The following is a 16,329-nucleotide window of genomic DNA, read 5'->3' as shown; positions in this document are numbered from 1 at the left end:
GGTTCTGGCATGACGATGATCCCGAAATCACCGGACCGCAGCGCGCTCGAGCAGGAGCAGTTCCTCAAGATCCTCTCGCGGGAAGAGGCCTTGGCGCGCTTCGAGGCGGCCTTGTTCCCGCGCGCACTTCGAACTGAAACGCGCAAGCTCGCAGCCGCGCTGGGCGCTGCCCTCGCCGAAGATATCACGGCAGCGATCGACGTGCCGCCGTTCGACCGCTCCAATGTCGACGGCTTTGCCGTGCGCTCCGCCGACCTTGCGGCGGCCGGCGAGGGCGCGCCCGTGCGCCTCGCGCTGAATGGCGAGACCGTTCATTGCGGGACCGCGCCGACGCTGCAGGTGGCGGCCGGAACCGCAACGGCGATCGCCACCGGCGGTCCGTTGCCGCGCGGCGCCGATGCCGTGGTCATGGTCGAGCACACCCAGCCGGCCGGCCAGGATGCGATAGACGTCCGTCGCGCCGTCTCGCCGGGGCAATTCGTCTCGTATGCCGGCTCCGACATCGCGCGCGGCGAGGCGCTGCTGCGCGCCGGCACCATCATCGGCTCGCGCGAGATCGGTATGCTGGCGGCTTGCGGCATCGCCGAGGTGAGTATCGTGCGCAGGCCGCGGGTTGCCGTGATCTCCACCGGCGATGAGCTGGTTCAGCCCGGCGGAGTGCTCGCGCCTGCCGAGATCTACGATACCAATGGCGCCATCGTCGCGGCCTCGATCGACGAAAACGGGGGCGAGGCGGTCTTCCTCGGCGCCGTTCCGGACGACGAACCCAGGCTCGAAGCCGCCATGCGCAACGCGCTTGCGGAAGCCGACATGCTGGTGCTGTCGGGCGGCACGTCGAAAGGCGCCGGCGATCTCTCTCATCGCATCATCGGCCGGCTCGGCGCACCCGGCATCATCGCCCATGGCGTCGCGCTCAAGCCTGGCAAGCCGTTGTGTCTTGCGGTGTGCGACGGCAAGCCTGTCGTGATCCTGCCGGGCTTTCCAACATCGGCGATGTTCACCTTCCACGACATGATCGTGCCGGTGCTGCGCAGGATGGCCGGACTGTCGCCGCGCTCCGATGCCAAGGTGAACGCGACCGTGCCGGTGCGCATCGCCTCCGAGCTCGGCCGCACCGAATTCGTCATGGTCTCGCTGGTCCAGGGCAGGGAGGGCCTCATCGCCTATCCCTCCGGCAAGGGCTCTGGTGCGATCACGTCCTTTGCGCAGGCAGACGGCTTTCTTCGCATCGATGCACTTGCCGACCAGATGCCGGCCGGCACCGAAACCGAGGTGACGCTCTTCACGCCGCATGTGCGCGTGCCGGATCTCGTCATCGTCGGCAGCCATTGCACCGGCCTCGATCTCGTCACGGCACAGCTGGCGCATGCCGGCCTGTCCGTACGCTCGATAGCGGTCGGCAGCCTCGGAGGATTGGCGGCGGCAAAGCGTGGCGAATGCGATCTCGCGCCGATCCATCTGTTCGACGATCGCAGCGAGACCTACAACACGCCCTATCTCGTCGAGGGACTCGAGCTGGTCGCCGGCTGGCGGCGAATGCAGGGCATCGTCTTCCGCAAGGGCGACACACGTTTCGAGGGCCTGAGCGCAAAGGACGCTGTTGCCGCAGCACTCGCCGACCCCACCTGCATCATGGTCAACCGCAACCAGGGCGCCGGCACCCGCATCCTGATCGACCGGCTGCTCGGCGGCGCGCGGCCGGAAGGCTACTGGAACCAGCCGCGTTCGCACAATGCGGTCGCGGCGGCCGTCGCGCAGCACCGGGCCGATTGGGGCATGACCATTGCGCCGGTCGCCCACGCCGTCGGCCTCGGTTTCATTCCGCTGGCCGAAGAGCACTACGATTTCGCCCTGGTGAGTGCGCGAAAGCAACGATCGGCAGTGCAGGCTTTTCTCGACGCACTCGGCTCGAACGAGGTACGCGCGTCGCTCGCGCGAGCGGGCTTCCGGCCCGCATAGACGAGGGACCACGACGCGGCGTTCGAGCCAGGAGAGGTCTACGGCTAGGATGCCTGGTCGGTACGGCTGGCCGCCTGAGCGGCCTGCTCCCGCTTGCGTTCACGATCCTCGGCCTCCGCAAGCGCGCGCCGCGCGGCGGGCGGCAGCGGCTTTGGATCCGGCGGCACCTCGACGATGTCAGGCTTGCTCAGCTGCCTCGTGCGATCGATCGTCTCGGAGAGGTCGAAGACGAAATCGACGAATTCGAAGATCGTATTCAAGAGAGGGGCGGCCATGGCTTCGTCCGGGGAATGTCCAGACCTGTGGTCGCTCCCGTTCTAGGTCCGGTTCAAGACGTCATGAACTTGGCGGGGCGCCGCAGCGACCAACGAACATGAGCCAGGTCATGACTGCATCGACGCCCCTCAATTTCCGCAAGATCGCTGCTCTCGTCGCGGCGGCCGGCACGCTGTTCTGGCTCTACACCTTCCATTACATCGCGAATGTCCCGCCCGGGGACGGCAGCGGCTTTCAATGGCTCGCGGTGTTTCCGCTGGGCATGGTCTTCGCGGCGTTCTTCCTGCCGGCCTGGGTGCTGGTTGCGATCGGCCGTTTGCCGCGCTTCACCACTGCCGTCGGCATTTGCGGCCTGATCGCCTTCGCGATCATCTGGGCGCAGCTCCTCAACGAGTTTCCGAAATCATAGAGCCGCTAGGACGCGTCATCCAGCGCCGCCAGCCGCTCGGCCTCGGCAATGTCCTCGACCGTGTTGGCATTGAAGAACGGATCGAGCGGCTCGTTCGGCCAGGTCACCGTTGCGAGCGGATAGCGCGCGGTCCAGCGGTCGATCTTGCGGAGGTCTTCGTCCACGAGCGCGTGGCGCAGCTCCTCGCGCAAGGCGACGCGCCACAGGCCGATCACCGGATGCGACTGCTCGCCTGAGGCTGCGACCGCAAGCTGCGCATTCTCACGCGCGCGCGCCTCATGCAGCTGCGCGACGAGGTCGCGCGGCAGGAACGGGCAGTCGCCGGCGGCGCTGAGCACCCATTCGATCTGCGGCCGGTTCGCCGCGGCCCAGTCGAGCGCCGCGAGGATGCCGGCCAGGGGACCGGGGAAGCCGGGCACGTCGTCGGCGACGACCTGCAGGCTGAACGCGGCAAAGCGGGCGGGATCGCCGTTGGCGTTGAGGATCAGTCCGCTGCACTGGGGCGCAAGGCGCGCGATCACGCGTTCCAGAATGGTGCGGCCGCCGATGGTGCGCATCGGCTTGTCGCCGCCGCCCATGCGCCGCGCGAGCCCACCGGCGAGCAGCACGCCGAGAGTCGGCGGAACACGCGCCGCGGACAGGTCAGTCGTCACCGCCTTCACCCTTGCGCTTGTGCTTGGCCGATTCCTCTTCGACATAAGCGAGGTTCTGGTCGTAGACGATGCGCTCTTCGCCTGCGAGCACGATGAAGCGCTTGCCGCGGGTGCGTCCGACCAGCGTCAACCCAACCTGCCTTGCGAGATCGACACCCCAGGCAGTGAAGCCGGAGCGCGACACCAGGATCGGAATGCCCATGCGCACCGTCTTGATCACCATCTCCGAGGTGAGGCGTCCCGTGGTGTAGAGGATCTTGTCGGACGCGTCGACGCCGTGGCGGTACATCCAGCCCGCGATCTTGTCGACGGCGTTGTGGCGGCCGACATCCTCGGTGTAGCAGAGCGGGGTGCCTTCCTTGCACAGCACACAGCCGTGGATCGCGCCGGCCTCCAGATAAAGCGAGGGCATGGTGTTGATGGTCTGCGTCATCTGGTAGAGCCAGGAGGTGCGCAGCTCCGCCTTGGGCAGCGCGACGCTCTCGACCGCCTCCAAGAGGTCGCCGAAGGCGGTGCCCTGCGCGCAGCCGGAGGTCTGCGTGCGCTTCTTCAGCTTGGCTTCGAAATTGGTGTGGTGTGAGGTGCGCACGACGACCACCTGGAGGTCGTCGTCGTACTCGACCTCGGTGACCACGTCGTTATATTTCAGCATGTTCTGGTTCAGCAGATAGCCGAGCGCCAGATATTCCGGATAGTCGCCGATCGTCATCATGGTGACGATCTCCTGCGCGTTCAGATAGAGCGTCAGCGGCCGCTCCATCGGCACCTTGATCTCGACCCTGGCGCCGGTCTGGTCGGTGCCGGTCACGCTCTGGGTCAGGCGCGGGTCGTCCGGATTGGGGACGATCAGGGGCACCGGGGCTTTGTCGATCTTCATCATGGCGGCGAGGTTAGCATGACATTCGGGTCAAGCCGATATAAGCATGGCGGGGAGAGAGCGAAATGCCGCCTTGTCGTCATTGCGAGCGCAGCGAAGCAATCCAGGATCTTTCCGCAGCGGCAGTCTGGATTGCTTCGCTCCGCTCGCAATGACGGGGAGGGGATGGTGGTTCCATCGGCGAGCGCTGGTTGCTGGAAAAGAGAGCTGGAATGAAAGTCATCGGCCTTGCAGGCTGGAGCGGTGCGGGCAAGACCACGCTGTTGACGCGGCTGATCCCGCATTTCAACGCGCAGGGCCTGCGCGTCTCCGTGATCAAGCATGCGCATCACCAGTTCGACGTCGACGTGCCCGGCAAGGATTCCTGGCGCCATCGCGAGGCCGGCGCGGCGGAGGTTCTGGTGGCCTCGTCGAAACGCTGGGCGCTGATGCATGAGCTGCGCGGGGCGGCGGAGCCGCGGCTGCCGGAGCTGCTCGACAAGCTCTCTGCGGTCGATCTCGTCGTGGTCGAGGGATTCAAGCGCGAGCCGCACCGCAAGATCGAGGTGCATCGTGCCGCCAACGGCAAGCCGCTGCTGTTTCCGGACGATCCCGGAATTGCCGGGATTGCGACCGACGTCGCGATTGACACGAGGCTCCCGACTGTCCATCTCGACGATATCGAAGGCGCCGCGGCATTGATGCTACGGGCGGCGATGCCGGTCGAGGAAGCGGTAGCAAGAAGCGCCGCGACACGCTGACGAGGCACCATGGCGCAACTGTCGGACGATTGCTTTGCCTTTGGCGGCCCGATGATGTCGGTCGACGAAGCCGTCGACCTCATCACGACGCGCGTCAACGCCATCGTCGATCTCGAGACGGTGGCGCTGGTCGATGCCGACGGGCGCGTGCTCGCGCGCGATGTGGCCGCGCCTTTGCCGCTGCCGCCGTTCACCAACTCCGCCGTCGACGGTTACGCCGTGCGCAACGCCGACCTTCCGGCAAGCGCAGAGCAGGCCTTCCCGCTTGACGGCCGCATCCAGGCCGGCGGCCTTGCGCAAGCGCCGATCAAGCCCGGCCACACCGCGCGCATCTTCACCGGCGCGCCGATGCCGCCGGATGCGGAGACCGTCTTCATGCAGGAGGACGTCCGCATCGATGCTTCAGGCAGGATCGTGCTGCCGCCGGGGCTGAAGCCCGGCGCAAATGTGCGGCCTGCAGGCGAGGACATTCCCCAAGGTCAGGTCGCGCTGCGCGCCGGCCAGCGCCTGCGGCCGCAGCATGTCGCCCTTGCCGCCGCGTTCGGCCTGGCGAAGCTCGACGTCGTCAGGCGCATCCGTGTCGCCGTGTTCTCGACCGGCGACGAGCTCGCCTCGCCCGGCGAGCCGCGCGCCGCCTCGCAATTGTTCGATTCCAATCGCTTCATGCTGATGGCGATGCTGCGGCGGCTCGGCTGCGAGGTCAGCGATCTCGGCATTCTGCGCGATGAGCGAGCGTCGCTGGCGTGCGGCCTGAAGCAGGTCGCAGGCGACCATGACCTGATCCTCACCACTGGAGGCGTCTCGACCGGCGAGGAGGATCACGTCAAGGCGGCGGTGGAGAGCATCGGCTCGCTGGTGCTGTGGCGGATGGCGATCAAGCCCGGTCGTCCCGTGGCGATGGGCATCATCGACGGCACACCGCTGATCGGACTGCCCGGCAATCCCGTCGCGAGCTTCGTGACATTCGTCCACGTGGTGCGCCCGACGGTGTTGGCGCTGGCGGGCGCCTTGCCGGAGCCGCTCTTGCCGATCCCGCTGCGCGCGGCGTTCACCTACAAGAAGAAGTCCGGCCGGCGTGAATATGTGCGCGCCTCGCTGCGGCGCGCGCAGGACGGCGGGCTCGAGGCGATCAAGTTCCCGCGCGAAGGGGCAGGGCTCCTATCCTCGCTGGTCGAGACCGATGGCCTCGTCGAACTCGGCGAGGACATCACGAATGTCGAGCCGGGGCAGGACGTCGGCTTCCTGCCCTATGCCAGCCTGATCTGACGCCTCCTGCCGTTGACGCAGCCGCTCCGCCTCGCCATGGTGCGGCCATGACCAGGACGACACTCGATCTCACCGGGCTGAAATGCCCGTTGCCGGCCCTCAAGACGCGCAAGGCGCTCAAGCCGCTCAAGGCAGGGGACCAGCTCGAAGTTCACTGCACCGATCCACTCTCGGTGATCGATATTCCCAATCTGATCCGCGAGACCGGCGACAAGGTCGAGATCACCGAGCGCAACGAGGCGCGCATCGTGTTCCTGGTCGAAAAGAGCGACGCCCGGTAGAAAGGCGAATGTTCACGGCGGCGGCCTTTGCGCTCCCGCCGCGCCTCAAGCGAAGTCGATAGGACTTCGCTATCGCAGCATGAGACGCCTTTATTGATCTCCCGGCCAATTCGGGCTTGGCTCGGCCTTGCTCAAGAACGCAGGGCCGTGCTGGGCTCCGTTGAGCCGTGCAGCGTAACCACTTCCGCCAGCGTGATAATTTTCTTGGCATCTGGCATGCCAAGGGATAGAAGTGGAGTCCTGATAAGGACGAGATCGAGACGAAGCGATGAGCCATGAGGACGTGCACAAGGTCCGCTCCTTCGAGCATCCCGGTGAGGGACGCCGACGCGCCAAGGCGACTCCCAAGGGGCGGCAGGTCGATCCCACGGCCGCGCACGAGATCGAGCTGTTGCTCGGCGACAGGCCGCGACGACGCGATCTGTTGATCGAATATCTGCACCTGATCCAGGACAAGTATCACCAGATCTCGGCGGCGCATCTGGCCGCACTCGCCGACGAGATGAAGCTCGCCTTCGCCGAGGTGTTCGAGACGGCGACCTTCTACGCGCATTTCGACGTGGTGAAGGAAGGCGAGCCCGACATACCCCCGCTGACGATCCGCGTCTGCGATTCGCTCACCTGCGCGATGCTTGGCGGCGAGAACCTGCTCGAAGATCTACAGAGCGCGTCAGGTCCCGGCATCCGCGTCGTGCGCGCGCCCTGCGTCGGCCGCTGCGACACAGCGCCGGCCGCCGAGGTCGGGCACAATTTCGTCGACCACGCGACCGTCGCCGATGTGATGGCGGCGGCAAAGGTCGGCGATACTCATACGCATCTGCCCAAGTATACCGAGTACGATTCCTACGTTGCCGGTGGCGGCTACAAGCTGCTCAATCGTCTGCGCTCCGGCGAATTGTCGAAGGACGATCTCCTGAAAGCGCTCGACGACGCTTCGCTGCGCGGCCTTGGCGGCGCCGGCTTCCCCACCGGGCGCAAATGGCGCGCCGTGCTCGGCGAGCCCGGACCGCGGCTGATGGCGATCAACGGCGACGAGGGTGAGCCCGGCACGTTCAAGGACCGCTATTACCTCGAAACCGATCCGCATCGCTTCATCGAGGGCATGCTGATCGGCGCCCACGTGGTGCAGGCATCCGACGTCTATATCTATCTGCGCGACGAATATCCGGCCTCGCGCGAGATCCTCCAGCGCGAGATCGCCAAGCTTCCGCCGGGCGGCCCGACGCTGCATCTGCGGCGCGGCGCCGGCGCTTACATCTGCGGCGAGGAATCCTCGCTGCTGGAGAGCATCGAGGGCAAGCGCGGCCTGCCCCGGCACAAGCCGCCTTACCCGTTCCAGGTTGGCCTGTTCGGCCTGCCGACGCTGATCAACAATATCGAGACGCTGTGGTGGGTGCGCGACATCGTCGAGAAGGGTGCCGATTGGTGGAAGGGCCATGGCCGCCACGAGCGTCACGGCCTGCGCAGCTTCTCGGTCTCGGGCCGCGTCAAGAATCCCGGCATGAAGCTCGCGCCCGCGGGCATCACCGTGCGCGAGCTGATCGAGGAATATTGCGGCGGCATGGCCGACGGCCACCAGTTCTACGCCTATCTGCCGGGCGGTGCGTCTGGCGGCATTTTGCCTGCAGCGATGGACGACATCCCGCTCGATTTCGGCACGCTGGAGAAATACGGCTGCTTCATCGGCTCGGCTGCGATCGTGATCCTGTCGCACAAGGACAGCGTGCGGTCGGCCGCACTGAACCTGATGAAGTTCTTCGAGGACGAGAGCTGCGGCCAGTGCACGCCGTGCCGCGTCGGCACCCAGAAGGCGGCGCTGCTGATGCAAAGGCCGGTCTGGAACCGTGCCTTGCTGGAAGAATTGAGCCAGGCGATGCGCGATGCCTCGATCTGCGGGCTCGGACAGGCGGCATCGAATCCGCTGTCTTCCGTGATCAAATATTTCCCTGACGAGTTCAAGGAAGCGGCCGAATGACCAAGATTACGTTCGAACTCGATGGCAAGCAGGTCGAGGCCAAGCCCGGCGAGACGATCTGGCAGGTCGCAAAGCGGCAGGGCCGCGACATTCCGCACCTCTGCTATTCGCCGGCGCCGGACTATCGCCCCGACGGCAATTGCCGCGCCTGCATGGTCGAGATCGAGGGCGAGCGCGTGCTCGCCGCATCCTGCAAGCGCACGCCGTCGGTCGGCATGAAGGTGAAGACCGAGAGCGCCCGCGCGACTGCTGCGCAAAAAATGGTGATGGAGCTGCTCGTCGCCGACCAGCCGGCGCGCGAGACCAGCCACGATCCGGATTCGAAGTTCTGGCATTGGGCCGAGACTACTGGCGTCACCGAGAGCCGCTTTCCCGCCGCCGAGCGCTGGGCCACCGATGCCAGCCATCCGGCGATGCGCGTCAATCTCGATGCCTGCATCCAGTGCGGCCTCTGCGTGCGCGCCTGCCGCGAGGTCCAGGTCAACGACGTCATCGGCATGGCCTACCGCAATGCCGGCGCCAAGATCGTATTCGACTTCGACGACCCCATGGGCGAGTCGACCTGCGTTGCCTGCGGCGAATGCGTGCAGGCCTGCCCGACCGGCGCCTTGATGCCGGCCGTGATGCTCGACGACAAGCAGACGCGCGTCACCTATGCCGACAAGAAGGTCGATTCGCTCTGCCCGTTCTGCGGCGTCGGCTGCCAGGTCACCTATGAGGTCAAGGACGAGAAGGTGATCTATGCGGAAGGCCGCGACGGCCCCGCCAATCACAATCGCCTCTGTGTGAAGGGGCGCTTCGGCTTCGACTACATCCACCATCCGCATCGCCTAACGAAGCCGCTGGTGCGGCTGCCGAACGCGAAGAAGGACGCCAACGACCAGGTCGATCCGGCGAATCCGTTCACGCATTTCCGCGAGGCGAGCTGGGAGGAAGCGCTCGACATCGCCGCCAAGGGCCTCGTCAAGATCCGCGACGAGAAGGGCGTGAAAGCGCTGGCCGGCTTCGGTTCGGCCAAGGGCTCGAACGAAGAGGCCTATCTGTTCCAGAAGCTGGTGCGCACCGGCTTCGGCTCCAACAACGTCGACCACTGCACGCGTCTTTGTCACGCTTCGTCGGTGGCGGCGCTGTTCGAAGGCCTCAGCTCGGGCGCGGTGTCGGCACCGTTCTCTGCTGCCATGGACGCCGAGGTCATCATCGTGATCGGCGCCAATCCGACGGTGAACCATCCGGTTGCGGCGACGTTCATCAAGAACGCGGTCAAGCAGAACGGCGCAAAACTGTTCGTGATGGATCCGCGCCGGCAGTCGCTGTCGCGGCATGCGACCAAGCATCTGCAGTTCAAGCCGGGGTCCGACGTCGCCATGCTGAACGCGATGATCAACACGATCATCACCGAAGGCCTGACCGACGACCAGTACATCGCCGGCTACACCGAGGGTTTTGAGGACCTCAAGGAGAAGATCAAGGAGTTCACGCCGGAGAAGATGGAGCCGATCTGCGGCATCCCCGCGCAGACCTTGCGCGAGGTGGCGCGCACCTATGCGCGCGCGAAATCGTCGATCATCTTCTGGGGTATGGGCATCAGCCAGCACGTCCATGGCACCGACAATGCACGCTGCCTGATTGCGCTCGCGCTGATCACCGGTCAGGTCGGCCGTCCCGGCACCGGCCTGCATCCGCTGCGCGGCCAGAACAACGTGCAGGGCGCTTCCGATGCCGGCCTGATCCCGATGTTCCTGCCGGACTACCAGCCGGTCGGCCGCGACGATCTGCGCGGCAGTTTCGAAAAGCTCTGGCAGCAGGATCTCGATCCCGTCCGCGGCCTGACCGTGGTCGAAATCATGAACGCGATCCATGCCGGCGAGATCACGGGCATGTATATCGAGGGCGAGAATCCCGCGATGTCCGATCCCGATCTGCAGCACGCGCGCCAGGCGCTCGCAATGCTCGATCATCTCGTGGTGCAGGACCTCTTCGTCACCGAGACTGCGTTCCACGCCGACGTGATCCTGCCGGCCTCGGCCTTCGCCGAGAAGGACGGCTCCTTCACCAACACCGACCGCCGCGTGCAGCTGGCGCGTCAGGTGATCAAGCCGCCCGGCGATGCGCGCCAGGATCTCTGGATCATCCAGGAGATCGGCAAGCGCATGGGCCTGCCGTGGAACTATGCCGGACCCGGCGACGTCTTCACCGAGATGGCAGAGCTGATGCCGTCGCTGAAGAACATCACCTGGGAGCGGCTGGTGCGCGAAGGCGCGGTGACCTATCCGGTCGACGATCCGAACAAGCCCGGCAACGAGATCATCTTCACCACGGGCTTCCCGACCGCGAGCGGCCGCGGCAAGATCGTGCCGGCCAAGGTCATCCCGCCGGACGAGATTCCCGACGACGAATATCCGATGGTGCTCTCGACCGGCCGCGTGCTGGAGCACTGGCACACCGGCTCGATGACGCGCCGCGCCCAGGTGCTCGACCAGATCGAGCCCGAGGCGGTCGCGTTCATGTCGCCAAAGGACATGCGCAAGAAGAAGCTGGTGCCCGGCGATTTCATTCGCCTGGAGACCCGCCGCGGCGCCGTCGAGGTCAAGGTCCGCTCAGACCGCGACGTGCCGGAGAACATGGTGTTCATGCCGTTCTGCTACGCCGAGGCGGCGGCGAACCTGCTCACCAACCCGGCGCTGGACCCGTTCGGCAAGATCCCGGAGTTCAAGTTCTGCGCAGCGCGGGCCGAGCGCGCCGAGATGCGGGACGCCGCGGAATAAGGGGATGCCTCGTCATCGCGCACGAGGCTTGCCACAAAACGGGTGTCATTCCCCGCGACGGCGGGGAATCCAGTACACCGCGGCCTTTCGGTTCAATCGCAGACGTCGCGGAATACTGGATCGCCCGGTCAAGCCGGGCGATGACAGCTATTGCGGTGCTAGGTTGTCCCACACAGTCGATGCTTCGTTGCTTCGCTCCTCGCAATGACGGTGGTAAATACCGTCCATGTCCAAAGTCACCCCCGCCACACGCGCACTCGCGGCCGCCGGTGTTGCCTTCACCGTTCACACCTATGACTATGATCCCGACGCCGAGAGCATCGGGCTCCAGGCGGCGGCCGCGCTCGGCGAGGACCCGGCGCGCGTCCTGAAGACGCTGATGGCGCTGGTCGACGGCAAGCCGGTCTGCGTGGTCGTGCCGTCCGACCAGGAAGTCTCGATGAAGAAGCTGGCGGCGGCGGCGAGCGGCAAGTCGGCGCAGATGATGAAGCCGCCCGAGGCCGAGCGCGTCACCGGCTACAAGGTCGGCGGCATCAGCCCGTTCGGGCAGCGCAAGCCTGTGCGCACCGTGATCGAGCAGAGCGCGCTTGCGCATGATCTCGTCTATCTCAACGGTGGCCAGCGCGGCTTGCAGGTGCGGATGAAGCCCACCGGCGTGCGGGATGTTCTGAAGGCGGTCGTGGCGGATGTGCTGGCATGAGCGATGGAGCAGGATCATGAGGCAGCCGCTTCTGGCGTGGCTCGCGGTGCTGCTCGGCCTTGCGTTTCCGGCAGAGGCGCATGAGGTCAACCTCGTCACGGCGCGGGTAGCGCTGAGCCCTGATCGCACGGTGAACGTCGAGCTCGGATTGAAGGGCAGCGATGTCGATCGTCTGGTCGGTAGGAAGATCTATGATGCGAGACGGGATGCGGTCGATCCTGCCGCGGTGGAAGCGGCCAGATCCGCCATCCTCGCCTATATGAGGACGCACCTGGCTGTTACAGGCGGTGCCAAGGCCTGTGTTGCTGGAGATGCCGCGATCCTGGCCGACGGCGACGGTATCATCTATCGCAATAGCTTTGCCTGCGCCGCCGCCGCCGGCGATATCATCTATCGCTCCACCGTGCTGACCGAAAAGGACCCGGCCGCGCGTCAGATCGTGCTGATTGCCCAGGGCCGGTCGGAAAAACAGGCCTTGCTCGATGTCGGCAACACGACGGTCACGCTTTCAACCGCGCCGCCGTCGCTGTGGACGACGATGCAGCGCTATGTCGTCACCGGAATCGAGCACATCTTCCTCGGCTACGATCACATCGCATTTCTGGTTGCAGTCGTCTTGTGGGCACGCAGGCTCGTTCCGGTCATCAAGATCGTCACCGCCTTCACCATCGCCCATTCGTTGACGTTGTCGCTGGCGGCGTTGAACATCCTGGTCATCCCGAGCCGCATCGTGGAGCCCGCGATTGCGGCTTCGATCGTGTTCGTCGCGGTCGAGAACTTCTTTTCGCGCGACGTCGACCGGCGCTGGCGTGTGGCTTTTCTGTTCGGCTTGATCCACGGCTTCGGCTTCGCCGGCGTGCTTCGCGAGATCGGCCTGCCGCCGGATGCGATCGTTCCAGCGCTGGCTGCCTTCAATGTCGGCGTCGAGATCGGGCAGATCGCGATCGTCGCGCTGATGTTGCCGGCGCTCGGCTTGTTGGACAGGCTGACCGCGGCCGGCCGGGAGGAGCCGGCGCGGGCGGCGGGGCTGGTGTACGCCATGTCCGGCGGGATCGGTCTGCTCGGCGGATATTGGCTCCTGATACGTGTGTTCGAGGCGTGATCGCGTCGGCGATCGGCTTATTGCTTCTGCAACAATTTCAGCCGGCAGCGCAGCGCCTCGCGAATATGCGCGCGAGCGAGCTGCTCGGCCTTGTCGCCGTCGCGCGCGGCGATGGCTGCAATGATCGCCTGATGCTCGCCATGGCTCGTCCTGGGGCGGCCAGTGACCGTGAACGTGGTCGGGCCGAGCAGGGCGATCCAGTCCTGCAATTCCCGCGAGGCGTTGTCGAGATAGCGGTTGCGCGCCGCGCGGCAGATGGTCTCGTGGAAGCCACGGTTGAGCCTTGCCATTTCGGCGGCATCGTTCGCTTCGACGAAGGCCTGCTCGATATCGCGGAGCGCGTCGATCTCCGGCGGAGAAGCGTGCGCGGCGGCCAGGCGCGCGGCGGCGCCTTCCATGATCTCGCGCATGGCGTAGAGCTCGAGCACTTCGGAAATGTCCAGATTGCGCACGATCAGCCCGCGGCCGCCGGCAGGCGCGACGAAGCCGCGCGCGGCGAGCCGGCCCAGCGCTTCCCGCACCGGCGTGCGACTGACCTTCAGCCGCCGGGCGACCTCTTCCTCGCGCAGCCGGTCGCCGGCGCGGTAGCTGCCGGCCTGGAGCGCCTCGCACAGCGAGCGGAACACGGCTTCGCCGAGCGCAACGCCGCCGCCGCGTGCGATCGTTCCACTTGAGCCTGCCGGACGCCTGGCCATTATCCCTCGACGCGCATCCTGCCATGCAGAGACGCCGCTTGCACCATCAATGTATATCTTTGTATACAAAAGTGCGCAATGGCGGATTGAGGCCGATTGCGGGAAAAATGTCTCCAACTTCGCCGCATCGGGCAGACGGGATGAGCAGCAAATACGACGTGCTGGTGATCGGCGGCGGCAATGCGGCCCTGTGCGCGGCGATCAGCGCGCGGCGCGGCGGAGCGTCAGTGCTGGTGCTCGAGGCCGCACCAAAATTCTACCGCGGCGGCAACACCCGGCACACCCGCAACATGCGCTGCGCCCATGACGCCGCGACCGAAATCCTGACTGGACCCTATACCGAGGAGGAGTTCTGGGAGGACCTGCTGCGCGTCACCGGCGGGCAAACCGACGAGGTGCTGGCGCGCCATATGATCCGCGAATCCAAGGACATCCTGAACTGGATCGTGGAGCAGGGCGTGCGTTGGCAGCCTTCGCTGGGCGGCACGCTCGGCCTCGGCCGCACCAATTCTTTTTTCCTCGGCGGCGGCCGGGCCATGCTGAACGCGCTGTATCTGACCGCCGAGCGGCTCGGCGTCGCCGTCGAATACGACGCCGAGGTGACCGATCTCGTGATCGAGGACGGCCAGTTCCTCGCCGCGCGCCTGAAGCGGCCGATCGAGGGCGAGACCGAAGTCCGTGCTACCTCGCTGGTTGCGGCGGCCGGCGGGTTCGAGGCCAACATCGAATGGCTGAAGCAATATTGGGGCGAGGCCGCCGACAACTTCCTGATCCGCGGCACGCCGTATAATCGCGGCTCCATCCTGAAGATGCTGCTCGACAAGGGCGTGCAGGAGGTCGGCGATCCCACCCAATGTCATGCGGTCGCGATCGATGCCCGCGCGCCGAAATTCGACGGCGGCATCATCACGCGGCACGACTCCGTCGTGTTCGGCATCGTCGTCAACAAGCACGCCCAGCGCTTCTACGACGAGGGCGAGGACATCTGGCCGAAGCGCTACGCGATCTGGGGCCGGCTGGTCGCGGCGCAGCCCGACCAGATCGCCTACATCATCTTCGATTCCACCGTCGTGACCAGCTTCATGCCGACGTTGTTTTCGCCTATCGCCGGGCAGACGATTGCGGAGCTCGCCGGCAAGCTCGCGCTCGATCCGGTCGCGCTGGAAAAGACCATCACCGAGTTCAACGCCGCGGTGCGGCCCGGGACCTTCGACCACACCATTCTGGATGATTGCGTGACGGAGGGCATTACGCCGCCCAAAACGCATTGGGCGCGCCGGATCGAGACGCCGCCTTTTCTCGCCTATCCGGTGCGGCCCGGCATCACCTTCACCTATCTCGGCACGCGCGTGAACAAGGAGGCGCGAATGCTGATGAAGGACGGCAAGCCGTCCGCTAACATGTTCGCGGCCGGCGAGATCATGGCCGGCAATGTGCTCGGCAAGGGTTATGCGGCCGGCATGGGCATGACCATCGGCAGCGTTTTCGGGCGGATCGCAGGACGGGAAGCGGCGAAACATGCACGGAACTAGAATTTTGGACGAAGCCGACCGTCTGATGACGGTCTGCAATTCCTGCCGCTATTGCGAGGGCCTGTGCGCGGTGTTTCCGGCCATGGAGATGCGCCGCGCCTTCTCGGACGGCGATCTCAACTACCTCGCCAATCTCTGCCATTCCTGCGGCGCCTGCTATGTCGACTGCCAGTTCTCGCCGCCTCACGAATTCAACGTCAACGTCCCGAAGACGCTGGCGGTTGCGCGCGCGGAGTCCTATGCGGCCTATGCCTGGCCGCGGGCGCTCTCCGGCACATTTGCGCGCAACGGCCTCGTCATCAGCATCACCGCCGCGCTCAGCATGGCTGCCTTCATCCTCGGCTTTGTGGCCGTGAACGACCGCAGCGTGCTGTTCGGCGTGCATACCGGCCCCGGCGCCTTCTACAAGCTGATGCCGCACAACGCGATGGTCGCGCTGTTTGGCGCCGCATTCCTCTACGCGATCCTCGCACTCGTCATGAGCGTGCGTGCCTTCTGGCGCGACATCGGCACACCGATCGGCGGCCGCGCTGACGGCGGCTCGATCTTTCAGGCGGTCCGCGACGCCGGCGAGCTGCGCTATCTCCATGGCGGCGGCGTCGGCTGCTACAACGAGGACGACAAGCCCACCGATCGGCGCAAGCTCTATCACCACCTGACCTTCTACGGCTTCCTGCTGTGCTTCGCAGCGACCTCGGTGGCGACGCTCTATCATTATCTGCTCGGCCGCGAGGCGCCCTATCCGTGGTGGGACCTGCCTGTGGTGCTCGGCACGCTCGGCGGCATCGGCCTGATCGTCGGGCCGATCGGCCTGTTCACCGCCAGGATGCGGCGCGACCCCGCGCTGCTCGACGAGGTCAGCTACGGCATGGATGTCGGCTTCATCGCCATGCTGTTCCTGACCGGGCTCACCGGAATGCTGCTGTTGGTGCTGCGCGAGACGAGCGCGATGGGGCCGCTGCTCGCGCTGCATCTCGGTGCCGTGTTCGCATTGTTCATCACCATGCCCTACGGCAAGTTCGTGCACGGCCTTTATCGCTTCGCCGCGCTGGTGCGCTATGCGCAGGAGCGGCGGACGGCGGCGTGACCCGCGCGCCGC

15 protein-coding genes are annotated in these 16,329 nt (G+C 65.8%); 11 read left to right on the top strand and 4 right to left on the bottom strand.

Annotated elements, in window-relative coordinates; genetic code table 11:
• The first annotated feature begins 9 nt into the window (after positions 1–9).
• On the top strand, positions 10–1,959 hold the full coding sequence (locus tag ACVWYQ_RS15210; protein ID WP_456725794.1) for a molybdopterin biosynthesis protein: 1,950 nt from the start codon (positions 10–12) through the stop codon (positions 1,957–1,959).
• Between the two features lie 44 nt (positions 1,960–2,003).
• Here the strand turns inward: ACVWYQ_RS15210 and ACVWYQ_RS15205 are convergent, their stop codons facing one another.
• Entirely contained in the window at positions 2,004–2,234 is a 231-nt protein-coding gene (locus tag ACVWYQ_RS15205) for a hypothetical protein (RefSeq protein WP_036011421.1), read from the bottom strand.
• Between the two features lie 110 nt (positions 2,235–2,344).
• Here ACVWYQ_RS15205 and ACVWYQ_RS15200 point away from each other — a divergent pair, with 110 nt between their 5' ends.
• The gene (locus ACVWYQ_RS15200; RefSeq protein ID WP_157285459.1) at positions 2,345–2,644 is read left to right on the top strand and encodes a hypothetical protein; all 300 of its coding nucleotides are present in this window, start codon (positions 2,345–2,347) and stop codon (positions 2,642–2,644) included.
• 5 nt (positions 2,645–2,649) lie between these two features.
• On the opposite strand, the gene mobA is transcribed toward ACVWYQ_RS15200, so the two are convergent.
• On the bottom strand, positions 2,650–3,306 hold the full coding sequence (mobA, locus tag ACVWYQ_RS15195) for a molybdenum cofactor guanylyltransferase MobA (RefSeq protein ID WP_456725793.1): 657 nt from the start codon (positions 3,304–3,306) through the stop codon (positions 2,650–2,652).
• Positions 3,287–4,177 carry a formate dehydrogenase accessory sulfurtransferase FdhD gene (gene fdhD / locus ACVWYQ_RS15190; protein ID WP_036026616.1) on the bottom strand — a complete coding sequence of 297 codons (891 nt, stop codon included), beginning with the start codon at positions 4,175–4,177 and terminating at the stop codon, positions 3,287–3,289. Before fdhD ends, mobA begins: the two co-directional genes overlap by 20 nt.
• Before the next feature lie 209 nt (positions 4,178–4,386).
• Here fdhD and mobB point away from each other — a divergent pair, with 209 nt between their 5' ends.
• From mobB to ACVWYQ_RS15155, 7 genes are all read left to right on the top strand, one after another.
• Positions 4,387–4,914, top strand: a complete 528-nt coding sequence (gene mobB, locus ACVWYQ_RS15185) for a molybdopterin-guanine dinucleotide biosynthesis protein B (RefSeq protein WP_036011416.1) — start codon at positions 4,387–4,389, stop codon at positions 4,912–4,914.
• A 9-nt stretch (positions 4,915–4,923) separates the two neighbouring features.
• On the top strand, positions 4,924–6,180 hold the full coding sequence (locus tag ACVWYQ_RS15180; RefSeq protein WP_404543589.1) for a molybdopterin molybdotransferase MoeA: 1,257 nt from the start codon (positions 4,924–4,926) through the stop codon (positions 6,178–6,180).
• A 47-nt stretch (positions 6,181–6,227) separates the two neighbouring features.
• Positions 6,228–6,461, top strand: a complete 234-nt coding sequence (locus ACVWYQ_RS15175; RefSeq protein ID WP_157285462.1) for a sulfurtransferase TusA family protein — start codon at positions 6,228–6,230, stop codon at positions 6,459–6,461.
• Between the two features lie 268 nt (positions 6,462–6,729).
• The gene (locus ACVWYQ_RS15170; RefSeq protein ID WP_456725792.1) at positions 6,730–8,436 is read left to right on the top strand and encodes an NADH-ubiquinone oxidoreductase-F iron-sulfur binding region domain-containing protein; all 1,707 of its coding nucleotides are present in this window, start codon (positions 6,730–6,732) and stop codon (positions 8,434–8,436) included.
• The gene (gene fdhF, locus ACVWYQ_RS15165; RefSeq protein ID WP_157285464.1) at positions 8,433–11,201 is read left to right on the top strand and encodes a formate dehydrogenase subunit alpha; all 2,769 of its coding nucleotides are present in this window, start codon (positions 8,433–8,435) and stop codon (positions 11,199–11,201) included. The genes ACVWYQ_RS15170 and fdhF overlap by 4 nt, the downstream gene beginning before the upstream one ends.
• A 226-nt stretch (positions 11,202–11,427) precedes the next feature.
• Positions 11,428–11,901, top strand: a complete 474-nt coding sequence (ybaK, locus tag ACVWYQ_RS15160; RefSeq protein ID WP_157285465.1) for a Cys-tRNA(Pro) deacylase — start codon at positions 11,428–11,430, stop codon at positions 11,899–11,901.
• A 16-nt stretch (positions 11,902–11,917) separates the two neighbouring features.
• A complete protein-coding gene (locus tag ACVWYQ_RS15155; protein ID WP_404543586.1) occupies positions 11,918–13,003 on the top strand; it encodes a HupE/UreJ family protein in 1,086 nt (361 codons plus the stop codon).
• A 17-nt stretch (positions 13,004–13,020) separates the two neighbouring features.
• On the opposite strand, the gene ACVWYQ_RS15150 is transcribed toward ACVWYQ_RS15155, so the two are convergent.
• On the bottom strand, positions 13,021–13,698 hold the full coding sequence (locus ACVWYQ_RS15150; RefSeq protein ID WP_404543585.1) for a GntR family transcriptional regulator: 678 nt from the start codon (positions 13,696–13,698) through the stop codon (positions 13,021–13,023).
• Positions 13,699–13,838: 140 nt separating this feature from the next.
• Between ACVWYQ_RS15150 and tcuA the strand changes: the two genes are divergently transcribed.
• Both tcuA and tcuB read left to right on the top strand, forming a co-directional pair.
• The gene (gene tcuA, locus ACVWYQ_RS15145) at positions 13,839–15,230 is read left to right on the top strand and encodes an FAD-dependent tricarballylate dehydrogenase TcuA (protein ID WP_404543583.1); all 1,392 of its coding nucleotides are present in this window, start codon (positions 13,839–13,841) and stop codon (positions 15,228–15,230) included.
• The gene (tcuB, locus tag ACVWYQ_RS15140) at positions 15,217–16,317 is read left to right on the top strand and encodes a tricarballylate utilization 4Fe-4S protein TcuB (RefSeq protein ID WP_404543581.1); all 1,101 of its coding nucleotides are present in this window, start codon (positions 15,217–15,219) and stop codon (positions 16,315–16,317) included. The genes tcuA and tcuB overlap by 14 nt, the downstream gene beginning before the upstream one ends.
• The last annotated feature ends 12 nt before the right edge of the window (positions 16,318–16,329 follow it).

Source organism: Bradyrhizobium sp. USDA 3397 (assembly GCF_054060965.1).
This window is presented reverse-complemented; position numbering and strand designations above follow the sequence as displayed.

What these genes read in the sequence shown, in the direction of transcription:
- ACVWYQ_RS15210 (WP_456725794.1), top strand. Translation starts at nt 10, where the DNA reads ATGACGATGATCCCGAAATCACCGGACCGCAGCGCGCTCGAGCAGGAG.
- ACVWYQ_RS15205 (WP_036011421.1), bottom strand. Translation starts at nt 2,234, where the DNA reads ATGGCCGCCCCTCTCTTGAATACGATCTTCGAATTCGTCGATTTCGTC.
- ACVWYQ_RS15200 (WP_157285459.1), top strand. Translation starts at nt 2,345, where the DNA reads ATGACTGCATCGACGCCCCTCAATTTCCGCAAGATCGCTGCTCTCGTC.
- fdhD (WP_036026616.1), bottom strand. Translation starts at nt 4,177, where the DNA reads ATGATGAAGATCGACAAAGCCCCGGTGCCCCTGATCGTCCCCAATCCG.
- mobB (WP_036011416.1), top strand. Translation starts at nt 4,387, where the DNA reads ATGAAAGTCATCGGCCTTGCAGGCTGGAGCGGTGCGGGCAAGACCACG.
- ACVWYQ_RS15180 (WP_404543589.1), top strand. Translation starts at nt 4,924, where the DNA reads ATGGCGCAACTGTCGGACGATTGCTTTGCCTTTGGCGGCCCGATGATG.
- ACVWYQ_RS15175 (WP_157285462.1), top strand. Translation starts at nt 6,228, where the DNA reads ATGACCAGGACGACACTCGATCTCACCGGGCTGAAATGCCCGTTGCCG.
- ACVWYQ_RS15170 (WP_456725792.1), top strand. Translation starts at nt 6,730, where the DNA reads ATGAGCCATGAGGACGTGCACAAGGTCCGCTCCTTCGAGCATCCCGGT.
- fdhF (WP_157285464.1), top strand. Translation starts at nt 8,433, where the DNA reads ATGACCAAGATTACGTTCGAACTCGATGGCAAGCAGGTCGAGGCCAAG.
- ybaK (WP_157285465.1), top strand. Translation starts at nt 11,428, where the DNA reads ATGTCCAAAGTCACCCCCGCCACACGCGCACTCGCGGCCGCCGGTGTT.
- ACVWYQ_RS15155 (WP_404543586.1), top strand. Translation starts at nt 11,918, where the DNA reads ATGAGGCAGCCGCTTCTGGCGTGGCTCGCGGTGCTGCTCGGCCTTGCG.
- ACVWYQ_RS15150 (WP_404543585.1), bottom strand. Translation starts at nt 13,698, where the DNA reads ATGGCCAGGCGTCCGGCAGGCTCAAGTGGAACGATCGCACGCGGCGGC.
- tcuA (WP_404543583.1), top strand. Translation starts at nt 13,839, where the DNA reads ATGAGCAGCAAATACGACGTGCTGGTGATCGGCGGCGGCAATGCGGCC.
- tcuB (WP_404543581.1), top strand. Translation starts at nt 15,217, where the DNA reads ATGCACGGAACTAGAATTTTGGACGAAGCCGACCGTCTGATGACGGTC.